Origin of the sequence: Arthrobacter sp. UYEF3 (assembly GCF_040546245.1) — a bacterium.
GTDB lineage: Bacteria > Actinomycetota > Actinomycetes > Actinomycetales > Micrococcaceae > Arthrobacter.
The window spans coordinates 63,374-79,877 of record NZ_JBEPNK010000007.1 but is presented as its reverse complement, the minus strand read 5'-3'; the positions used below and the strand labels follow the sequence as shown (position 1 = coordinate 79,877).

The following is a 16,504-nucleotide window of genomic DNA, read 5'->3' as shown; positions in this document are numbered from 1 at the left end:
TGGGCAGGTGAGGATTGACCTGCATGCCCACTCGAATGTTTCCGACGGCACCCAACGGCCCGCGGACGTGATCGCGTCAGCGGCGGAAGCCGCGCTCGACGTCGTCGCCCTGACCGACCACGACTCCACTGACGGCTGGGCGGAGGCCGCCGCCGCGGCCCGGGAGCTGGGCGTGGCACTGGTCCCAGGCATGGAGATTTCCTGCCGGACAAGTGAGGGCATCAGCGTCCATCTGCTCAGCTACCTGCACGATCCGGACCACCCTGGGCTGCTGGAGGAAATCACCAAGGCCAAGGACGCGCGCTTCATACGGGCCGAGCGGATGGTCAGCCTGCTCGCCGAGGATTACCCGCTGAGCTGGGATGACGTCATCCACCATGTGGCCCCCGGCGCCACCCTGGGCCGGCCGCACATCGCCGACGCCCTCGTGGCCGCGGGCGTCGTCGCGGACCGCAGCGAAGCTTTTGACACGATTCTGACCTCGCGGTCGCGGTACTGGGTGCAGCACTACGCGCCGGACCCGGCCTACGCCGTCGCACTGGTCCGCGACGCCGGCGGCGTGCCGGTGTTCGCACACCCGGTGGCGTCCTCCCGCGGGCGGATTGTGGGGGATAAGACCTACCGCGAAATGATCGACGCCGGGCTGGCCGGGCTGGAGATCGACCACCGGGACAACCCGGAGGAGGGCCGGGCCTTCCTGCGCCGCCTCGCCCAACGGCACGGGCTGCTGGTAACCGGGTCCTCCGACTATCACGGGACCGGGAAGCCGAACCTGCTGGGGGAGAACCTGACCGCGCCGGAGGTGTTGGCCCGGATCGAGGAACAGGGCACCGGATCGTCGGTGGTGCGCTGACGGGGTGGATCGACCTGCAGCTCCTCGCCGCCGGGGACGCCGCTGATGGCCGGCCCGGGCGCGCCCGTGGCAGTCATGGTGTCCGTCCAGCGCTCCAGCAGCATGGCGCAGTCTCTCCAGGATTGCCGGCCGGGTCCGCGGGCACGACGGCGAAGTGCGCGTGCGCGCCGAGCCGCTTGGCCATCACGTCGATGGCGGCCGGGTTCTGGTCCACGCAGACGAACTTCCGTCCGAGCTTCGCGGCCACGGCGCCGAGCGTGCCGGAGCCGGCGAAGAAGTCCAGGCACCAGTCGCCGGGGCGGCTGGAGGCGGCCACCACCCGGCGGATCAGCCCCTCGGGTTTCTGCGTCGGGTAGCCGGTCTTCTCTTTGCCCGTGGGCGAGACGATGGTGTGCCACCAGACGTCGGTAGGCAGCTTGCCGCGTTCGCGCTTCGCCGGTGTGACCAGGCCGGGTGCCATATACGGCTCCCGGTCCACCTCGGCGCTGTCGAAATGGTATTTCGCCGGGTTTTTCACGTACACGAGGATGTTGTCATGCTTGGTGGGCCACCGGTACTTGGCGCGGGCGCCGTAGTCGTAGGCCCAGATGATCTCGTTGAGGAAGCACTCGCGGCCGAAGATTGCATCCAGCATGACCTTGGCGTAGTGCACTTCGCGGTAGTCGAGATGCAGGTACAGGGTGCCGTCGTCGGCCAGCAGCCGCCACGCCTCGACAAGACGAGGCTCCAGGAAGGACCAGTAGTCGCTGAACGCGTCGTCGTAGCTGTGTAGCGCGCCCTTGATGGTGTCGTAGGAGCGGCCTTTGAAGCCCACCCGGTCGCCGGCGCCCCCGGCGTTTACCACCATCTTGGTTTCCTGGCGCTTCTGGACCCGGCCGGTGTTGAACGGCGGATCCACATAAATGAGTGTGAAGGCGCCGTCCGGCAGCGTCCGGAGATATTCCGCGTTGTCCGCGTGAACCACCAGATTGCTGCCGTCCGGCGCCCAGACGGTATCAGTCATGAAGGGTTCAGGCCTCGGCGCTGCGTGCCGGGGAGCTGCCCTGGGCGTCGCCGGCCACTACTTCGCCGTTGTGGCGGCGAGTGCGGGTGCGGCGGCGCGCCCGGGTGGCCCGGTCGACCTCGGTCGGAGCGCTGGCCCGTGCTGCCGGGGCGGTTTCCTCAGCCGGTCCGGCTGCGGTTTCCTTCTCGGGGGAACGACGACGTCGCTCGCCCGAACGCCCGCTGTCGCGTCCCGCTTCGCGGGAGCCGTCACGTCCGCCGTCGCGGGAGCCGGCGCGTCCGCCGTCACGTCCCGCTTCGCGGGAGCCGGAGCGGCTGCCGTCGCGTCCGCCGGTCTTGGCGCTGTCCCGGCCGCTGTCCCGACCTCCGTCCCGTCCGCCGGAGCGGGGGTTCTTCTTGCCGGTTTCGCCCAGGTCCTCGAGGACTTCTGCGTCGACGCCGGCGAGCACCCGCTTGTCGCGGGGCAGCCGGCCCTTGGTTCCTGCCGGGATGTCCAGCTCCTCGAAGAGGTGCGGGGAGGATGAGTAGGTCTCGACAGGCTCGGGGTAGCTCAGGCCCAGGGCCTTGTTGATCAGGCCCCAGCGCGGCATGTCGTCCCAGTCAACGAAAGTCACGGCCGTGCCCTTGTTGCCTGCGCGGCCGGTGCGGCCGACCCGGTGCAGGTAGATTTTCTCGTCTTCGACGCACTGGTAGTTGATGACGTGCGTGACGTCGTCGACGTCGATGCCGCGGGCGGCGACGTCGGTGGCTACGAGGACGTCCACCTTATTGTTGCGGAAGGCGCGCAGCGCCTGCTCGCGGGCGCCCTGGCCGAGGTCGCCGTGGATGGCGGCCGCGGCGAAACCGCGATCAACCAGTTCCTCGGCGACCTTCGCCGCGGTGCGTTTGGTCTTCGTGAAGATGATGGTACGGCCGCGTCCGCGGGCCTGCAGGATACGCGCCACCACCTCGACCTTGTCCATGCTGTGGGCACGGTAAATGAGCTGGCGGATGTCACGCTTCGTCAGGCCCTCATCGTCGGGGTCGGCAGCGCGGATGTGGGTTGGCTGGCTCATGTAGCGGCGCGCCATCGCGATGACCGGGCCGGGCATGGTGGCGGAGAACAGCAGGGTCTGGCGGACGGCGGGGGTGCCGGCGATGAGGGTCTCGACGTCCGGGAGGAAGCCGAGGTCCAGCATCTCGTCGGCCTCGTCGAGGATGACCATCTTGACGTTTTTGAGGACCAGGTGCTTCTGCTTGTACAGGTCGATCAGGCGGCCCGGGGTGCCGACCACGACCTCGACGCCCTGCTGCAGCGACTCAATCTGCGGTTCGTAGGCGCGGCCGCCGTAGATCGTGGCGATGCGGGCGTTGCGCTTGCGGGCCGCGTTCTGCAGGTCGCCGGCGACTTGGACCGCGAGCTCGCGGGTCGGGACGATCACGAGGGCCTGGGGTGCGCCGGGGGCCGGCAGCGCGGCATAGCCGGCGTCGTCGCGTCCGACGACCCGCTGCAGGGCCGGGATGCCGAATCCGAGGGTCTTACCGGTGCCGGTCTTGGCCTGACCGATGATGTCGTGGCCGTTCAGCGCGACGGGCAGGGTCATTGCCTGGATCGGGAACGGGTGGGTGATGCCGGCGTCGGCAAGGGATTCAACAATGTCGGCGCGGACGTTATAGTCCGCGAAGGACTTTTCCGCGATTTCGTGCGGAGCCTCGTCGGAGATGATGGTCTCTTCCGGAACGATCGATTCCATACCGGATTCGTCGGTCAGAAGCTGGTGCGTGTGCAATTCACTCACAGGGAGTTTCCTTCTTCATTTGGGCTGCGCTGCTTGCTCGACGGGCCGGCCGCGGGGCCGTTCCGGAGCACGCTCAGGCGCGCGAGCAGGTCCAGTGGAAGCCGATCGCGGGCTATCTGAATGCTGGCACTGGGACCAGCGGGTCTGTCTCAAGATCGCGTAGGGGCGGGCTTGTTGAATTCGAAAAACTTGGAAATCAACGACCGGGCATCCATTACTACCCTTCCAGTCTAGCTGTTCGCCGTTCGGAACCTCGACCGGGGCCCGCAGTGCGGCGCGGCAACGTCGCCGCAGCCTCTAACTGCCGGGCCGGCCGGCCGAACGAACCCCGCCGGCAACAGGCCCGCAACTGATACGGAAAATCAGCCGACGAGCTCCAGCCGGACTTCGCGCAAGGCGATGTCCGAGGAGACGACCCGAACCCGGACCTGGGTGCCCGACTCCAGCTCGCCGGGGCAGCGCGCCGTCACCGCGGGCTCGGCGATCTGCACGATCCCCGACGGGCCGGTGCCGTTGGCTTTCCCGGTGCCGTTGGCCTTCATATTCCCGTTCCCGTTGCCGTTCTTTGCCGGTTTCGAGCCGGAGATGACGACGGCGTCAAACTCCTGCCCGATGCGGTTGCTCAGCAGGGCGGCCTCCACGGTGTCCAGGGCGAGCCGCTCCAATTTGGCGGCCAGCTGGTCCGAGGCGGCCATGATGGCAGGCAAGGAGGGGAGGGCTTCGCGGGCCCAGCCCGGAACCTCCGCGCCGTTGGAGAGGGCCTCGCAGATCACCAGGACGAAGCGGTCGATGAGGCGCCGCAGCGGGGCGGTGGAGTGGGCATAGGCCGCGCCGATGGCCGACTGGACGGCGTCCTCGGGGACGGCGCCGTCGAACGGGGTATAGCCGGCGCCGCGGAAGAGCATGCCCGCGGAGTGCAGGATCGCCAGTTGGCGGGGGTCGGTGGGGTCCAGGGTGCGCAGGTACTCCCCATAGCTGACCTGGCCGTCCCAGGCCTTTCCGAGCGCGCCGGTCTGGCGGCGGAAGTGGCGCAGCGAGCTCTCGTCCGGAGCGGGCATGGTGCGCAGGATGCCGACCTTTCCCCGGAGCATGAGCTCGGCTGCGGCCATCCCGGTCATCAGCGAAATCTGGGCGTTCCAGTCCTCTACCGGCAGTGGCGGGGCGGCGACGATCCGGTAGCCGCCGTCGGGGAGCTGCTCGATTTCCTGCTCCGGCATGTTCAGGCTGGCCCCGCCGCGCAACCGTTCCAGTTCCACCCGTTTGCCGCCGACTTCCTTGAGCAGCTGCAGCACCGGGTCCGCGGTGCCGCCGTCGAGTTCGGCCTGCACGCCGTGGTAGCTGAGCTTGGCCCGGCTGCGGACCTGGGCCCGGCGGAGCAGAACGGAGGACACCTCGGCAGCGCCGCCGAGCTCGAACTCCCAGACAAAGGCCGCGCAGAGCTGGCCCGCCAGCAGGCTGCCGGCCGCCTCGCTGATGACCTCGGGATGCAGCGGGATGCGGCCGTCGGGGGTGTAGAAGGTCTGGCCGCGGCGGCGGGTCTCGGCGTCGAGCGGGCTGCCGGGTGCCACGAAGGACGGCACGTCCGCGATCGCATAAAAGACCTTGTACCCGTCGCCGGCGCGGTCAATGTAGAGGGCCTGGTCCAGGTCCGTCGAGGACGCCGGATCAATCGTCACGAACTCCAGATGGGTCAGGTCCAGTTCCGGCAACCGGTGGCCGGCCACGGCGGCTTCGGCATCCCGGAGTACGTCCTCAGGAAAGGGCCCCGGCAATTCCAGCGTGGTCCGTAGTGCGTTGAGTGCCTGGGCAAGCTGGTTCGGCTGCTGAAGCACTGTTGGAGTCAGGCGATGATGAGACACGAAAATCAGGTTAGCCCGAATTCCGCCATTAATCGTGAAACCAGGCTCGCCGGCTAGTCTCCGGCGCCCGCGGTGGCGTGTGCGTCGAGCGACGCCCCGGCGTCGAGGGCGGCGAGCAGGGCCCGAGCCGCCGCGGCCGGATCGTCGGCCTCGGTAATCGCCCGGACCACCACGACGCGCCGGGCGCCGGCGTCGACGACCTGCTCCACGTTGCCCAGGTCGATGCCGCCGATCGCGAACCACGGCACCGCCCCGGAATCCCCTCCGGCGGCCCCGGCCCCGTGGCGATCGCTCGCGCCTGCGGCGTAGCGCACCAGATCCAGCCCCACAGCGGCGCGGCCCGGTTTCGTGGGGGTGGCCCAGACCGGCCCCACGCAGAAGTAGTCCAGCCCGCTTCGATCGTTGGCGGCGGCGAGGGCCGCATCGACCTGATCCGGGGTGTGCGTGGACATGCCGATAACGGTGCTCGCGCCAAGGAAATCCCGGGCCGCGGCCAGCGGGATGTCCTTTTGCCCGATGTGGAAGACGGGGGCGCCCGCCAGCGAGGCGAGGTCGGCGCGGTCGTTGACCGACCAGAGCCGGCGGTGCCGCAGCGCCACGGAGTGCAGGACTTCAAGCAGTTCAAGTTCCTCGGCTGCCTCCAGCGACTTGTCCCGCAGTTGAATGATGTCCACGCCCCCGGCAAAGGCGGCGTCAACGAAGTCTTCGAAGTCGCCGCGCTCCTTCCTAGCATCGGTGCACAGGTACAGGCGGGCGGTGGTGCGGACTTCCTGGCTCATGACCCCAGCCTAGTTCCTCTAAACTGGTCTCATACCGCGGGAGCCCGCAGAGCCGTCACACGACGGAAGGGCTGAGAGGGCGTCAGAGCCGACCGCTTGACCTGATCCGGTTAGTACCGGCGTAGGGAAGGAAGCCATGGTCTCACCAGCTGTCACATCCGCCGCACCACCGGGGCCTTACGACGTTGCCGTGATCGGCGGCGGGGTAATCGGGCACGGCATCGCGTGGGAAGCGTGCCGGTCGGGCCGCTCCGTCGCACTGGTCGATGACGCCCCCGGCACCGGCGCCAGCTGGGCAGCCGCCGGCATGCTGGCGCCTGTGAGCGAACTCCATTACCAGGAAGAAGAGCTGCTGGCCCTCATGCTGGAAGCTTCAAGGCTCTGGCCCGGCTTCGCCGCCGGACTGGGCGGCGGCAGTGCTGACGCGGACGGCCAAGCAGACGCGGGCGGTACCGGGTACCGCACGACGCCGACTCTCGCCGTCGGCGCAGACGCGGCCGACCGCCGGGCGCTCGCCGACCTGCGGATTGTGCAACAGGCCTGCGGCCTGGCCGTGGAACCACTGACAGTGCGCGAGGCGCGCAGGCGCGAACCCCTGCTCAGCCCGGGCATCTCCTGCGCTTTCGACATCCCGGCCGACCACCAGGTGGACCCGCGCCGGCTGCTGGCCCGGATCGGCGAGCTCCTGGCCCGCGACGGCCGCTACACGGCCGTGCCCCGACGCGCCGCCGGACTCCGTTGGCAGGGCGGCCGCGTCTCCGGGGTCAGCCTCGAGGGCGGCGGGGAGATCCGCGCCCGCGAGACGATCGTGGCCAACGGCCTCGGGGCGGCCGGACTGCAGGGATTGCCCGGCGGACTGACCCTGCCACTGCGGCCGGTTTACGGCGATATTCTCCGGCTCCGCGTGCCGCAGCCGCTCCGGCCGCTGCTGCGCTGCACCGTGCGGGGCCTGGTCCGCGGGATCCCGGTGTACATCGTGCCGCGGGAGGACGGCACAGTGGTGATCGGTGCAACCCAGCGGGAGGATGCCCCTTCAGACCCCGGCGCTGTCTCCGCCGGAGGCGTCTACCAGCTGCTTCGTGACGCCCAGCAATTGCTCCCGGCCGTCGCCGAGCTGGAACTGCTCGAGGCCACGGCCCGGGCGCGGCCGGGCACCCCGGACAACGCCCCGTTGCTGGGGCGTGTGGCCCGCCCTGGGTCGGGGCAGGACTTCGAGGGACTGATCATTGCCACCGGCTTCTTCCGGCATGGCGTCTTACTCACCCCGGTGGCTGCCGCCGTCTGCCGGCACCTGTTGGATGGAGAACCGGATCCCCGCTGGGCCGGTTTTCGCCCGGACCGCTTCTCCGATCGCCTCCTTGACTCTCCGGCCGCCAACAGGACACCGCGGGCCACCGCAACGAAAGACAGGAAAACACTATGAATATCAGGCTCAACGGAGCGCCGCACGCGGTCGCCGACGGCGCCACCGTCAGCGCCCTGGTCAGCACGGTCACGGGCCGCACGCTGGCTGCGGACGGCCGGGCCACGGACGGCCGGAAGCTCGGCGTCGCCGTCGCCCGCAACGCCGAGGTGGTGCCGCGCAGCCAGTGGTACGCGACTGCGCTCGCCGAAAACGACGACGTCGAACTCGTCACGGCCGTCCAGGGAGGATGAACAACATGGGCGTAACAACACTCGCGGCAACACAGCCGGCACGCCGGGACCCGTTGACGGTCGACGGCGTGGAACTGGGCTCGCGGCTGATCATGGGCACCGGCGGTGCGCCGAGCCTGGACGAGCTCGGCGCCGCGCTGGTGGCCTCCGGAACGGAACTCACCACCGTGGCGATGCGCCGCTACTCGCCGGCCGAGAGCGGCTCGCTGTTTCAGCTGCTGGCAGAGCGCAACATCCGGGTGCTGCCCAACACGGCCGGCTGCTTCACGGCCCGGGACGCCGTCCTCACGGCCGAACTGGCGCGCGAAGCACTGGAGACCGACTGGGTGAAACTCGAGGTGATCGCGGACGAGCATACCCTGCTGCCGGACGCGGTGGAGCTTGTGGAGGCCACCGAACAGCTTGTGGGCCGAGGCTTCAAGGTCTTCGCCTACACCAACGACGACCCGGTGCTGGCCCTTCGGCTGGAAAACCTCGGCGCCACCGCCGTCATGCCCCTCGGCGCCCCCATCGGCACCGGCCTGGGCATCCTGAACCCGCACAACATCGAGCTGATCGTTTCCCGGGCGTCGGTGCCGGTGGTGCTCGACGCCGGCATCGGCACCGCCTCCGACGCCGCCCTCGCGATGGAGCTGGGCTGCGACGCCGTGCTGCTGGCCACTGCCGTGACCCGCGCCCAGGACCCGGCGCTGATGGCTGCGGCGTTCAAGCACGCCGTCCTCGGCGGCCGGATGGCGAGGCTGGCCGGCCGGATCCCGCGCCGCGAGCATGCCTTGGCCTCCTCCGCCATGGAGGGCCGGGCAGAGTTCCTCTAGCGGCCCGGGCCGGCCGGCCGGCAGCGCCGGGGCCTCCGCCGCGTCGGCCCGGGGGACCGGCAACGCCCGGCATCTATGCACTGTTGAAGAATTAATCAAGTGTCTATCCTGTTGCTAACGACCGCGCGACACACGGTCCGCAGGCCGCCGGCACGTCCCGGGAACCCTTCCCGCTCCGGGGCCCGTCTCAACGAGGAGGCGTCGATGTCCAGTTCCGATCTGCCAACGCGGGGCCCGGCCAGGCCCGGACCCTATGTGGTGTCAGGAATCCTTTTGCTGGCCGCCATTGTGGTGCCCTTGTTTGTGCCCGCGTACTCGCATGTTGAACCGCGTTTGGGCGGCATCCCGTTCTTTTACTGGTACCAAATGGCGTGGATTCCGGTCACTGCGGCCCTGGTGGGAATTTCCTACCGGCTGGTCACCAAGGAGGATCGCCGCCGGCGTGCATCCGTGCGCGGTGCGGCCGGCGCGGGGGAGGAGCGGTGAACGCGGCCTCCGTGCCGCTGGCAGTCCCGGACCGCCCGGTCAACGGCGTGGCACTCACCATTGTGATCATCCTCTTCGTCCTGGTGGCGGTCCTGGGATTCTTTGCGGCCAGGTGGCGGCGGGAAGAAACCACAGGGCTGCACAGCCTGGACGAATGGGGACTCGGCGGCCGGAGTTTCGGCACCTGGGTGACCTGGTTCCTGCTCGGCGGCGACCTCTACACGGCCTACACGTTCGTGGCCGTACCGGCAGCGATGTGGGCCACGGGATCCGTGAGCGGCTTCTTCGCGGTGCCCTACACGATCGTGCTGTATCCCATTGTGTTCCTGTTGATGAGCCGGCTGTGGTCCGTCTCGCACCGGCATGGGTTCGTCACGCCGGCTGACTTCGTCGGCGGCCGGTACGGCAGCAAGGCCCTGACCCTGGCGGTGGCCGTCACCGGCATCGTCGCGACCATGCCCTACATCGCGCTGCAACTGGTGGGCATCAAGGCCGTGCTCACCGTGCTCGGTCTGGGCAGCGCGGAGAACGTGCTGCTGACCGACCTGCCCCTGATCATCGCGTTCGTGGTCCTGGCCGCCTATACGTACATGTCGGGCCTGCGGGCTCCGGCCCTGATCGCCGTGGTGAAGGATCTGCTGATCTACCTGGCGGTGATCGTCGCCGTAATCTATTTGCCGATCAAGTTCGGCGGCTGGGGCTCAATCTTTGACGCCGCGGAGGCGAAGCTGGGGACGGTCAACCCGGCGACCGGCAAACCGGTGGGAGTCTTCATCCCGGGCGCCTCAAGCTACTCGGCTTACTGGACGCTGGCATTGGGTTCCGCCTTGGCGCTGTTCATGTACCCGCACTCGATCACGGGCGTGCTCGCGACCAAAAGCAGGAATACCATCCGCAAGAACGCTGCAGTGCTGCCGCTGTACTCGTTGATGCTGGGTTTCCTGGCGCTGCTCGGATACGCGGCCATCTTCGCGGGAACCAAGCCCGTCGACTTGAACGGCACCGTCAATCCGCAACTGGTGGTGCCGCAGCTGTTCCTGGACCACTTCCCGGCCTGGTTCGCCGGCATCGCCCTCGCCGCCATCGCCATCGGCGCGTTGGTCCCGGCGGCCATCATGTCAATCGCCGCAGCCAACCTGTTCACCCGGAACATTTACCGGGACCTGATCAAGCCCGACGCGACGCCCCGGCAGGAAGCCAGCGTTTCCAAGGTGGCGTCCCTGGTGGTGAAGTTCGGTGCATTGATCTTTGTCATTGCCATGGACCAGTCGGCGGCCATCAACATGCAGCTCCTGGGCGGCATCTGGATCCTGCAGACCTTCCCGGCGATCGTGGCCGGGCTGTACACCCGCTGGTTCCACCGGTGGGCGCTCTTTGTCGGCTGGGCGGCCGGCATTGCCTATGGCACCATCTCGGCCTACAACGTGGTCAACCCCGTCACGAAAGCCCACTTCGGCGGCTCCATCGCCGCTATCCCCGGCACGGACGTGCAGGTCTACATCGCTGTCGTGGCCTTCGCCATAAACCTCGTCGTCGCGGCGGGCCTGTCCGTGCTCTTCCGCGCTATCAAGCTCCCGGATGGAAAAGACATCACCCGCACCTCGGACTACGGCGCCGACGAGAACGATCCGAAGGTGGCCCGGATCCAGCGCGAGCACCCGCTCGCCGAGCCCGGGACGCCCACGTTCTAAACCACCGGTTTCGAGGAATCCGGGGTACTGTGATGCGCATGGAGATGCGCCTTGAGGTCGTACAGGTACCGGTCGCCGACGTCGACGCGGCCAAGTCGTTTTACACCGACCGGCTGGGTTTCGACCTGGACCACGACGTGGAATACATTCCAGGCATGAGGGTCGTCCAACTCACCCCGCCGGGCTCTGCGACCTCCATAGTCATCGGCACGGGTATGACCAGCATGGCCCCGGGGAGCTTGGAAGGCCTGCAACTGGTGGTTCCGGACATGGCCACCACCCGGGCTGAGCTCCTCCGGCGCGGGGCGGAGATCAGTGAGGTCCAGGACATGGGCGGGATAGCCTTTGCTTATTTCAATGACCCCGACGGCAACCAATGGGTCATTCAGGAATCCACCACTCCGGACGTCAAAGAAGCCTTTCAGCGTTAGCGAACAGCGGTGTCGCCACTCACCCGAGGGGGAGTGGCCACACCGCTTTAAGGCTACAACCGCTTTTAGAGGCGCAGGATGGCGGTCATCCGCGCGGTGTCCTGCCGGGTGCGGGACCTGCCCAGGTAAAGCACGGTGCCCGCGGCCGCGGCAGCGCCTAACAGCAGAGGCAGCACCCACGGGATCCAGGTCAGGCCGGGCTGGTAGCTGAAACCGGCCGCCAGGAAGATGATCCAGCTCAGCATCCCGACCCCCAGGGCAACCCCGGCGGGCACGGCGATGCCGTACTTGGCGTGCCGCTTGTCGTTGGCCCAGACCACGAAACCCGCGGCCATGGCCACCATGGCCACCACAATCAGGGACAGCATTCAGACTCCTTCGTGAACTGCTGGTTGAACGGCAGGGGTGCGGATTGCGGGGACGGGTTCCTAGAGGGCGCCGAACCCGACCCGGCGTACCTCTTCGGCGCCGATTTCCACGTAGCCCAGCACGCCGGCCGGGACGATGATCTGGCGGCCCTTTTCATCGGTCAGGCGGAGCTCGGTGCCCTTCGCCAGGGCCTCGCCCACCAGCTTCGCCACAGCGTCGGCGTCCTGGTCCGATTCCAAGGCAATTTCGCGGCCGATGTTCTGAATGCCGATCTTTACTTCCACAGCAAGGCCTCCCAGCCAATCAAAGTGTTCAAGTTTTCTCTACGAGGTGTTCTCTATTTGTAGTCTAGGACTCTTTGGGGAAGCGCGAGATTCCGCGCCAAGCTAAACGGTAAATCAGGTCGCTGGCCACATCGAGGTCAAGATTCCCGTTGGTTTCCCACCAGTACCGGGCGCTGACCTGCGCCATGCCGGACAATCCCCGGCCCAGGAGTTGGGCCTCGAGGAGCGGCAGCTTGGTGTCCTCGGCGATGACCCGGGCAATCGCATCCGCGAAGGTCTTGTTGAAGGCCTCCAGCCGCGCACTCACCTCGGGGTCGTTGACCAGACCCGATTCGAAGACCAGCCGGTGGGCCTGGTCGTCGCTCGCGATGAAGTGGTAGTAGGCCCGCATGACGGCCTGGACGCGCTCATCGTTGTCCGTCGTCGAATTCAAGGCCCCCAGCAATAGCTCTGTCAGGGCCGACAGATGGCCGTCCAGCAGCGCAAGGTACAACTCCCGCTTGGACGGGAAGTGCTGGTACAGCACCGGTTTGCTCACGTGCGCCGTCTCGGCGATTTCGTCCATCGCGGCGCCGTGGTAGCCGTTGGCCACGAAGACCTCCTGGGCAGCGGCAAGCAGCTGGGCGCGCCGTTCATCGCGCGGCAGCCGCGCCGAGCGGGCGGTCCCGCTCCGTTCGCGGCCGGCCAACGTATTCCCGGCATCGCCCCGCTCAACCGGTGCCTGATCAACCATAGTCGGTCTTCTTTCCCTCGCTGTTGGCTCCACTTTACGCGCGGGTAATATGACCTGGCGGCATCTTCGGGCATACATTGAACTATGCCTTCGACGTTAACCGCAAACGACCCCCCCGCAACCCCGGCACCGGTCCCCGGACCGCTGGTCGAACCGGCAGAGGGCCTGACGCCGGACGAGGTGGAACGCTACTCACGGCACCTGATCATCCCCGAAATCGGATCGCTCGGGCAGCGCCGCCTAAAGAACGCCCGGGTCCTGGTGATCGGCGCCGGCGGGCTCGGCTCGCCCGCGCTGCTTTACCTGGCCGCCGCCGGGGTGGGGACCCTGGGGATCATCGACGACGACAGCGTGGACCTGAGCAACCTGCAGCGCCAGGTGATCCACGGAGTGGCCGACGTCGGCCGGCCCAAGACCGAGTCAGCCCGCGATGCCATCGCCGCGCTGAACCCTTTGGTCGACGTCCGGCTGCACAACGTCCGGCTCGATGCCTCCAACGCCTTGGAGCTCTTCGCCGGCTACGACCTGATCCTCGACGGAGCCGACAACTTCGCCACCCGCTACCTGGTCAATGACGCCGCGGCAATCCTCGGCAAGCCTTACGTGTGGGGCTCGATCTTCCGCTTCGACGGTCAGGTCAGTGTCTTCTGGGAACAGCACGGGCCCACGTACCGCGACCTGTATCCGGAGGCGCCACCCGCGGGCTCGGTGCCGTCCTGCGGGGAAGGCGGCGTGTTCGGCATGCTGTGCGCCGCCGTCGGATCCCTGATGGTGACCGAGGCTGTCAAACTGATCACCGGCGTCGGACGTTCGCTGCTGGGACGGGTGGCGCTATTTGACGCGCTCGGCGGCAGCTGGCGGGAAATCAAGGTCGCCAGGGACCCGGAGGCGGCGCGCATTACCGAGCTGACCGATTACGAGGCCTTCTGCGGCATTGCACCGGCCCCGGACGCCGGGACTGAGCACACCGTCACCGCGACCCAGCTCGCCACCATGCTGGCCGCGCGGAAAGCGGGGTTGAAGAATTTCGAGCTCGTGGACGTCCGTGAGAGCGGGGAGTTCGAGATCGTCCGCATCGAGGGCGCCAGGTTGATCCCGCAGGGCCGGATCCTGGCCGGCGATGCGTGGGCCGAGCTGCCGCGGGACACGGACATCGTGTTCCACTGCAAGGGCGGGACCCGGTCCGCGACGGTGCTGGCCGCCGCGCGTGCGGCCGGCTACGAACGGGTCAGCCACTTAGAAGGCGGGATCCTAGCCTGGGTGCGCGAGGTGGAACCGGACAAGCCGGTCTACTAACTCTGGACTGAACCAGCGGTACCGGCCCCCGGGCCCTCAGCTGAAAGGCGCTGCGATGAGCCAAGACACCGCACTGACCCCGCAACACAAGATCGGTTCCGGGTTCGGCCCGCACTCGACGGCGGCGGAGGTGCTAGCCGGTTTGGACCTCAACGGAAAAACCGCCCTCGTCACCGGAGGCTACTCCGGTCTGGGCCTGGAGACGGTGCGGGCCCTGGCGTCGGCCGGGGCTCGGGTGATGGTGCCGGCGCGGCGCCCCGAACATGCCAGGGAGGTCCTGGCCCGGGCCGGACTGGACGGCGTAAGCGTCGCCGGCCTGGACCTCGCCGAGCTGGCCGGCGTTAAGGATTTCGCAGCCGGTTTCCTGGCCTCTGATTTCCTCGGCGAACGTGCCAGCCTGGACATCCTGATCAACAACGCTGCCGTCATGGCAAGCCCGGAACGGCGCGTGGGCCCGGGCTGGGAGTCACAGTTCGCCACCAACCACCTGGGCCACTTCGCGCTGACCAACCTGCTCTGGCCCGCGCTGTCCGCGGGGACGGGCGCCCGTGTGGTCGCCATGTCCTCCACCGGCCACAAACTTTCGCCCATCCGCTTTGACGACATTAACTTTGAAGCGGGCTACGACAAATGGAAGGCCTACGGCCAGGCCAAAACAGCGGACGCGCTGTTCGCCGTGCATCTGGACGCGCTCGGGAAGGGTGCCGGCGTGCGGGCCTTCGCGGTCCACCCCGGAGGCATCATGACCGAACTGCAGCGCCACCTGCCCCGGGAAGAAATGATCGCCTCGGGTTGGATGGACGCGGACGGCAAGCTCAACGAGCGGTTCAAGACGCCTGCCCAGGGTGCCGCCACCTCGGTCTGGGCGGCCACCTCCCCTCTCCTTGCGGGCAAGGGCGGCGTGTACTGCGAGGACTGCGACATAGCCGAGCCGACGGAACACGGAAACCCGGAGGCGCGGATCAGGGGAGTGGATGACCACGCCGTAGACCGGGCAGACGCGGAACGGCTGTGGCGGTTGTCCGCCGAATTGACGGGCATCAACGCCTTCGCCGGCTAGTGCGGGAAGGCGCCGGGGCTGCGGGCAGGGTGGCTAAGCGGTTTCCCGTTTGCGGTCGTGGGCGGCCGGGAGCGTAGCGTGGTCGACCGGGCACTCGGCTTCCGCACCGCGGGCCGTTGGCTGTTCGACCGTGATGCCGTAGAGGGCCTCGAGGCCGGCCACGTAGTCGTCCTGCTGGCCGTTCGCGGCGAGTTCGCGGGCGCGGACGGTGGGCACGTGCAACAGCTGCTTGACCATCCGGCGCAGCGCGAACTCCACTTCCTCGGCCGCAGCGGTGCAGCCGTGGCGGGCGCGCACCTTTTCCATTTCGGCCTCAAGCACGTCCATGGTGTGGCGGCGCAGGGCGACGATGGCCGAGTCGACCGAGCGTGCCTCGCGTTCCTGCTCGAAAGCGGTAGCGGCTCCGGCGACGATGCCGCTGGCTTGGTGCAGGGACTCTGCCTGCTCCTGCGGGGCTGCTAGCCGGACCGATTCCAGCGTGAGCAGCTCGACGCCGTCCAATTCGGCGACGGCGGGGTCAAAATCGTGCGAGAGGGCCAGATCGATCGCGATCAGCGGCTGCGGCGACGCTGAGCGGATCCGGGCCAGCTCGGGAGCTTCGACGCGGCTGTCCGAACCGCTGCAGCCGATCATCACGTCGGCGGCAGCGACGGCGGCCGGCAGGGACCCGTTGTCCAGGGCGGTGCCGCCGCGGCTGGCGACAAAGCCGGGGGCGCGGCCGGAGGAGGAGAACACGGCGATTTCAGCGCAGCCCCGTTCGCGCAGCAGCGACATGGTGGCGCCGGCATAGGCCCCGGTGCCGAAAACGACGACCTTCTTGCTGGACCAGTCGGGGTTTTCGGACAGGTCGGTGGCGAGATCCAGGGCGACCGAAACGATCGAGAGCCCCTGCGAGCCGAGCGCGGTCTGCGAGCCGACGTCCTTGGCTGTCTTGGAAGCCGCCTGGAAGAGCCGCACGAGGCCGGAGCTGGCAGTGCCTTCGTGCTGGGCGCTGATCAGTGCGCGCCGGACCTGACCGGCGATTTCCCGTTCGCCGACGACGGCGGAGTCCAGGCCGGAGCTGACGGCAAATAGGTGCCGGCTGACCTCGGGGCCGGTGCGCGTATTGAAGGCGCGGGAAACGAGCTGTTCGTTGAGACCGCTGGCGCCGCTGATCTGGGCGACCAGCGCGGCGCGGGCAGCCTCGACGTCGTCCGGGTGCGGGGCCTCGCCGTAGATTTCGAAGCGGTTGCAGGTGGCCAGCACAACTGCACCCGCCACTGCCGGCGATTCGGCGAGGGCGGATGAGGCGAGCCCGGAAGCGCCGGTGCTCAGTTGAGCAACGGTCTCGAGATCGATGTCGGCGTGTGTAGCCACCAATGAGAAAAGAACCACAGCATGACAATCATAGCTTTTTCGTGCCCCGGTAGAAC

17 protein-coding genes and 1 riboswitch are annotated in these 16,504 nt (G+C 68.1%); of the genes, 9 read left to right on the top strand and 8 right to left on the bottom strand.

Translation table 11 applies throughout. The annotated features are described in order from the left end of the window. Positions 1-7 precede the first annotated feature (7 nt). The gene (locus ABIB14_RS07170) at positions 8-853 is read left to right on the top strand and encodes a PHP domain-containing protein (RefSeq protein WP_354235193.1); all 846 of its coding nucleotides are present in this window, start codon (positions 8-10) and stop codon (positions 851-853) included. Between the two features lie 73 nt (positions 854-926). Here the strand turns inward: ABIB14_RS07170 and ABIB14_RS07165 are convergent, their stop codons facing one another. The 4 genes from ABIB14_RS07165 to thiE all read right to left on the bottom strand — a co-directional run bounded on the left by ABIB14_RS07165 (position 927) and on the right by thiE (position 6,271). Next, positions 927-1,856 (bottom strand): DNA-methyltransferase, encoded by a 930-nt coding sequence (locus ABIB14_RS07165; RefSeq protein WP_354235192.1) that lies wholly within the window; start codon positions 1,854-1,856, stop codon positions 927-929. 7 nt (positions 1,857-1,863) lie between these two features. Beyond that, positions 1,864-3,633 (bottom strand): DEAD/DEAH box helicase, encoded by a 1,770-nt coding sequence (locus ABIB14_RS07160; RefSeq protein WP_354235191.1) that lies wholly within the window; start codon positions 3,631-3,633, stop codon positions 1,864-1,866. Positions 3,634-3,995: 362 nt separating this feature from the next. Further along, positions 3,996-5,492: an RNB domain-containing ribonuclease gene (locus ABIB14_RS07155; protein WP_354235190.1), complete on the bottom strand. Its 1,497-nt coding sequence runs from the start codon at positions 5,490-5,492 to the stop codon at positions 3,996-3,998. A 53-nt stretch (positions 5,493-5,545) separates the two neighbouring features. Then, positions 5,546-6,271, bottom strand: coding sequence for a thiamine phosphate synthase (gene thiE / locus ABIB14_RS07150; protein ID WP_354235189.1), 726 nt, complete (start codon positions 6,269-6,271; stop codon positions 5,546-5,548). A gap of 26 nt (positions 6,272-6,297) precedes the next feature. Further along, a riboswitch (TPP riboswitch) is annotated at positions 6,298-6,417 on the top strand. Between thiE and thiO the strand changes: the two genes are divergently transcribed. The 6 genes from thiO to ABIB14_RS07120 all read left to right on the top strand — a co-directional run bounded on the left by thiO (position 6,408) and on the right by ABIB14_RS07120 (position 11,350). Then, on the top strand, positions 6,408-7,694 hold the full coding sequence (gene thiO, locus ABIB14_RS07145) for a glycine oxidase ThiO (RefSeq protein WP_354235188.1): 1,287 nt from the start codon (positions 6,408-6,410) through the stop codon (positions 7,692-7,694). Its footprint overlaps the riboswitch before it by 10 nt. Further along, positions 7,691-7,927, top strand: coding sequence for a sulfur carrier protein ThiS (gene thiS / locus ABIB14_RS07140; RefSeq protein WP_354235187.1), 237 nt, complete (start codon positions 7,691-7,693; stop codon positions 7,925-7,927). Before thiO ends, thiS begins: the two co-directional genes overlap by 4 nt. Positions 7,928-7,932: 5 nt before the next feature. Beyond that, complete coding sequence (locus ABIB14_RS07135; protein WP_354235186.1) at positions 7,933-8,742, top strand: thiazole synthase; 810 nt, start codon at positions 7,933-7,935, stop codon at positions 8,740-8,742. Between the two features lie 204 nt (positions 8,743-8,946). Continuing rightward, positions 8,947-9,228 carry a DUF3311 domain-containing protein gene (locus ABIB14_RS07130; RefSeq protein WP_354235185.1) on the top strand — a complete coding sequence of 94 codons (282 nt, stop codon included), beginning with the start codon at positions 8,947-8,949 and terminating at the stop codon, positions 9,226-9,228. Beyond that, a complete protein-coding gene (mctP, locus tag ABIB14_RS07125) occupies positions 9,225-10,919 on the top strand; it encodes a monocarboxylate uptake permease MctP (protein WP_354235184.1) in 1,695 nt (564 codons plus the stop codon). The genes ABIB14_RS07130 and mctP overlap by 4 nt, the downstream gene beginning before the upstream one ends. 38 nt (positions 10,920-10,957) lie before the next feature. Further along, positions 10,958-11,350: a VOC family protein gene (locus ABIB14_RS07120; RefSeq protein ID WP_354235183.1), complete on the top strand. Its 393-nt coding sequence runs from the start codon at positions 10,958-10,960 to the stop codon at positions 11,348-11,350. Positions 11,351-11,415: 65 nt separating this feature from the next. Here the strand turns inward: ABIB14_RS07120 and ABIB14_RS07115 are convergent, their stop codons facing one another. The 3 genes from ABIB14_RS07115 to ABIB14_RS07105 form a co-directional block, all read right to left on the bottom strand. Further along, on the bottom strand, positions 11,416-11,718 hold the full coding sequence (locus ABIB14_RS07115; RefSeq protein WP_354235182.1) for a hypothetical protein: 303 nt from the start codon (positions 11,716-11,718) through the stop codon (positions 11,416-11,418). Positions 11,719-11,778: 60 nt separating this feature from the next. Beyond that, positions 11,779-12,003, bottom strand: a complete 225-nt coding sequence (locus ABIB14_RS07110; RefSeq protein WP_354235181.1) for a DUF3107 domain-containing protein — start codon at positions 12,001-12,003, stop codon at positions 11,779-11,781. 64 nt (positions 12,004-12,067) lie between these two features. Further along, positions 12,068-12,736: a TetR/AcrR family transcriptional regulator gene (locus tag ABIB14_RS07105; RefSeq protein WP_502909624.1), complete on the bottom strand. Its 669-nt coding sequence runs from the start codon at positions 12,734-12,736 to the stop codon at positions 12,068-12,070. Positions 12,737-12,820: 84 nt separating this feature from the next. Here ABIB14_RS07105 and moeB point away from each other — a divergent pair, with 84 nt between their 5' ends. Continuing rightward, the gene (gene moeB, locus ABIB14_RS07100) at positions 12,821-14,032 is read left to right on the top strand and encodes a molybdopterin-synthase adenylyltransferase MoeB (protein WP_354235179.1); all 1,212 of its coding nucleotides are present in this window, start codon (positions 12,821-12,823) and stop codon (positions 14,030-14,032) included. Positions 14,033-14,087: 55 nt separating this feature from the next. Further along, positions 14,088-15,092, top strand: coding sequence for an SDR family NAD(P)-dependent oxidoreductase (locus tag ABIB14_RS07095; protein ID WP_354235178.1), 1,005 nt, complete (start codon positions 14,088-14,090; stop codon positions 15,090-15,092). Positions 15,093-15,125: 33 nt separating this feature from the next. Here the strand turns inward: ABIB14_RS07095 and ABIB14_RS07090 are convergent, their stop codons facing one another. Then, a complete protein-coding gene (locus ABIB14_RS07090) occupies positions 15,126-16,466 on the bottom strand; it encodes a glutamyl-tRNA reductase (RefSeq protein ID WP_354235177.1) in 1,341 nt (446 codons plus the stop codon). Positions 16,467-16,504: the final 38 nt, after the last annotated feature.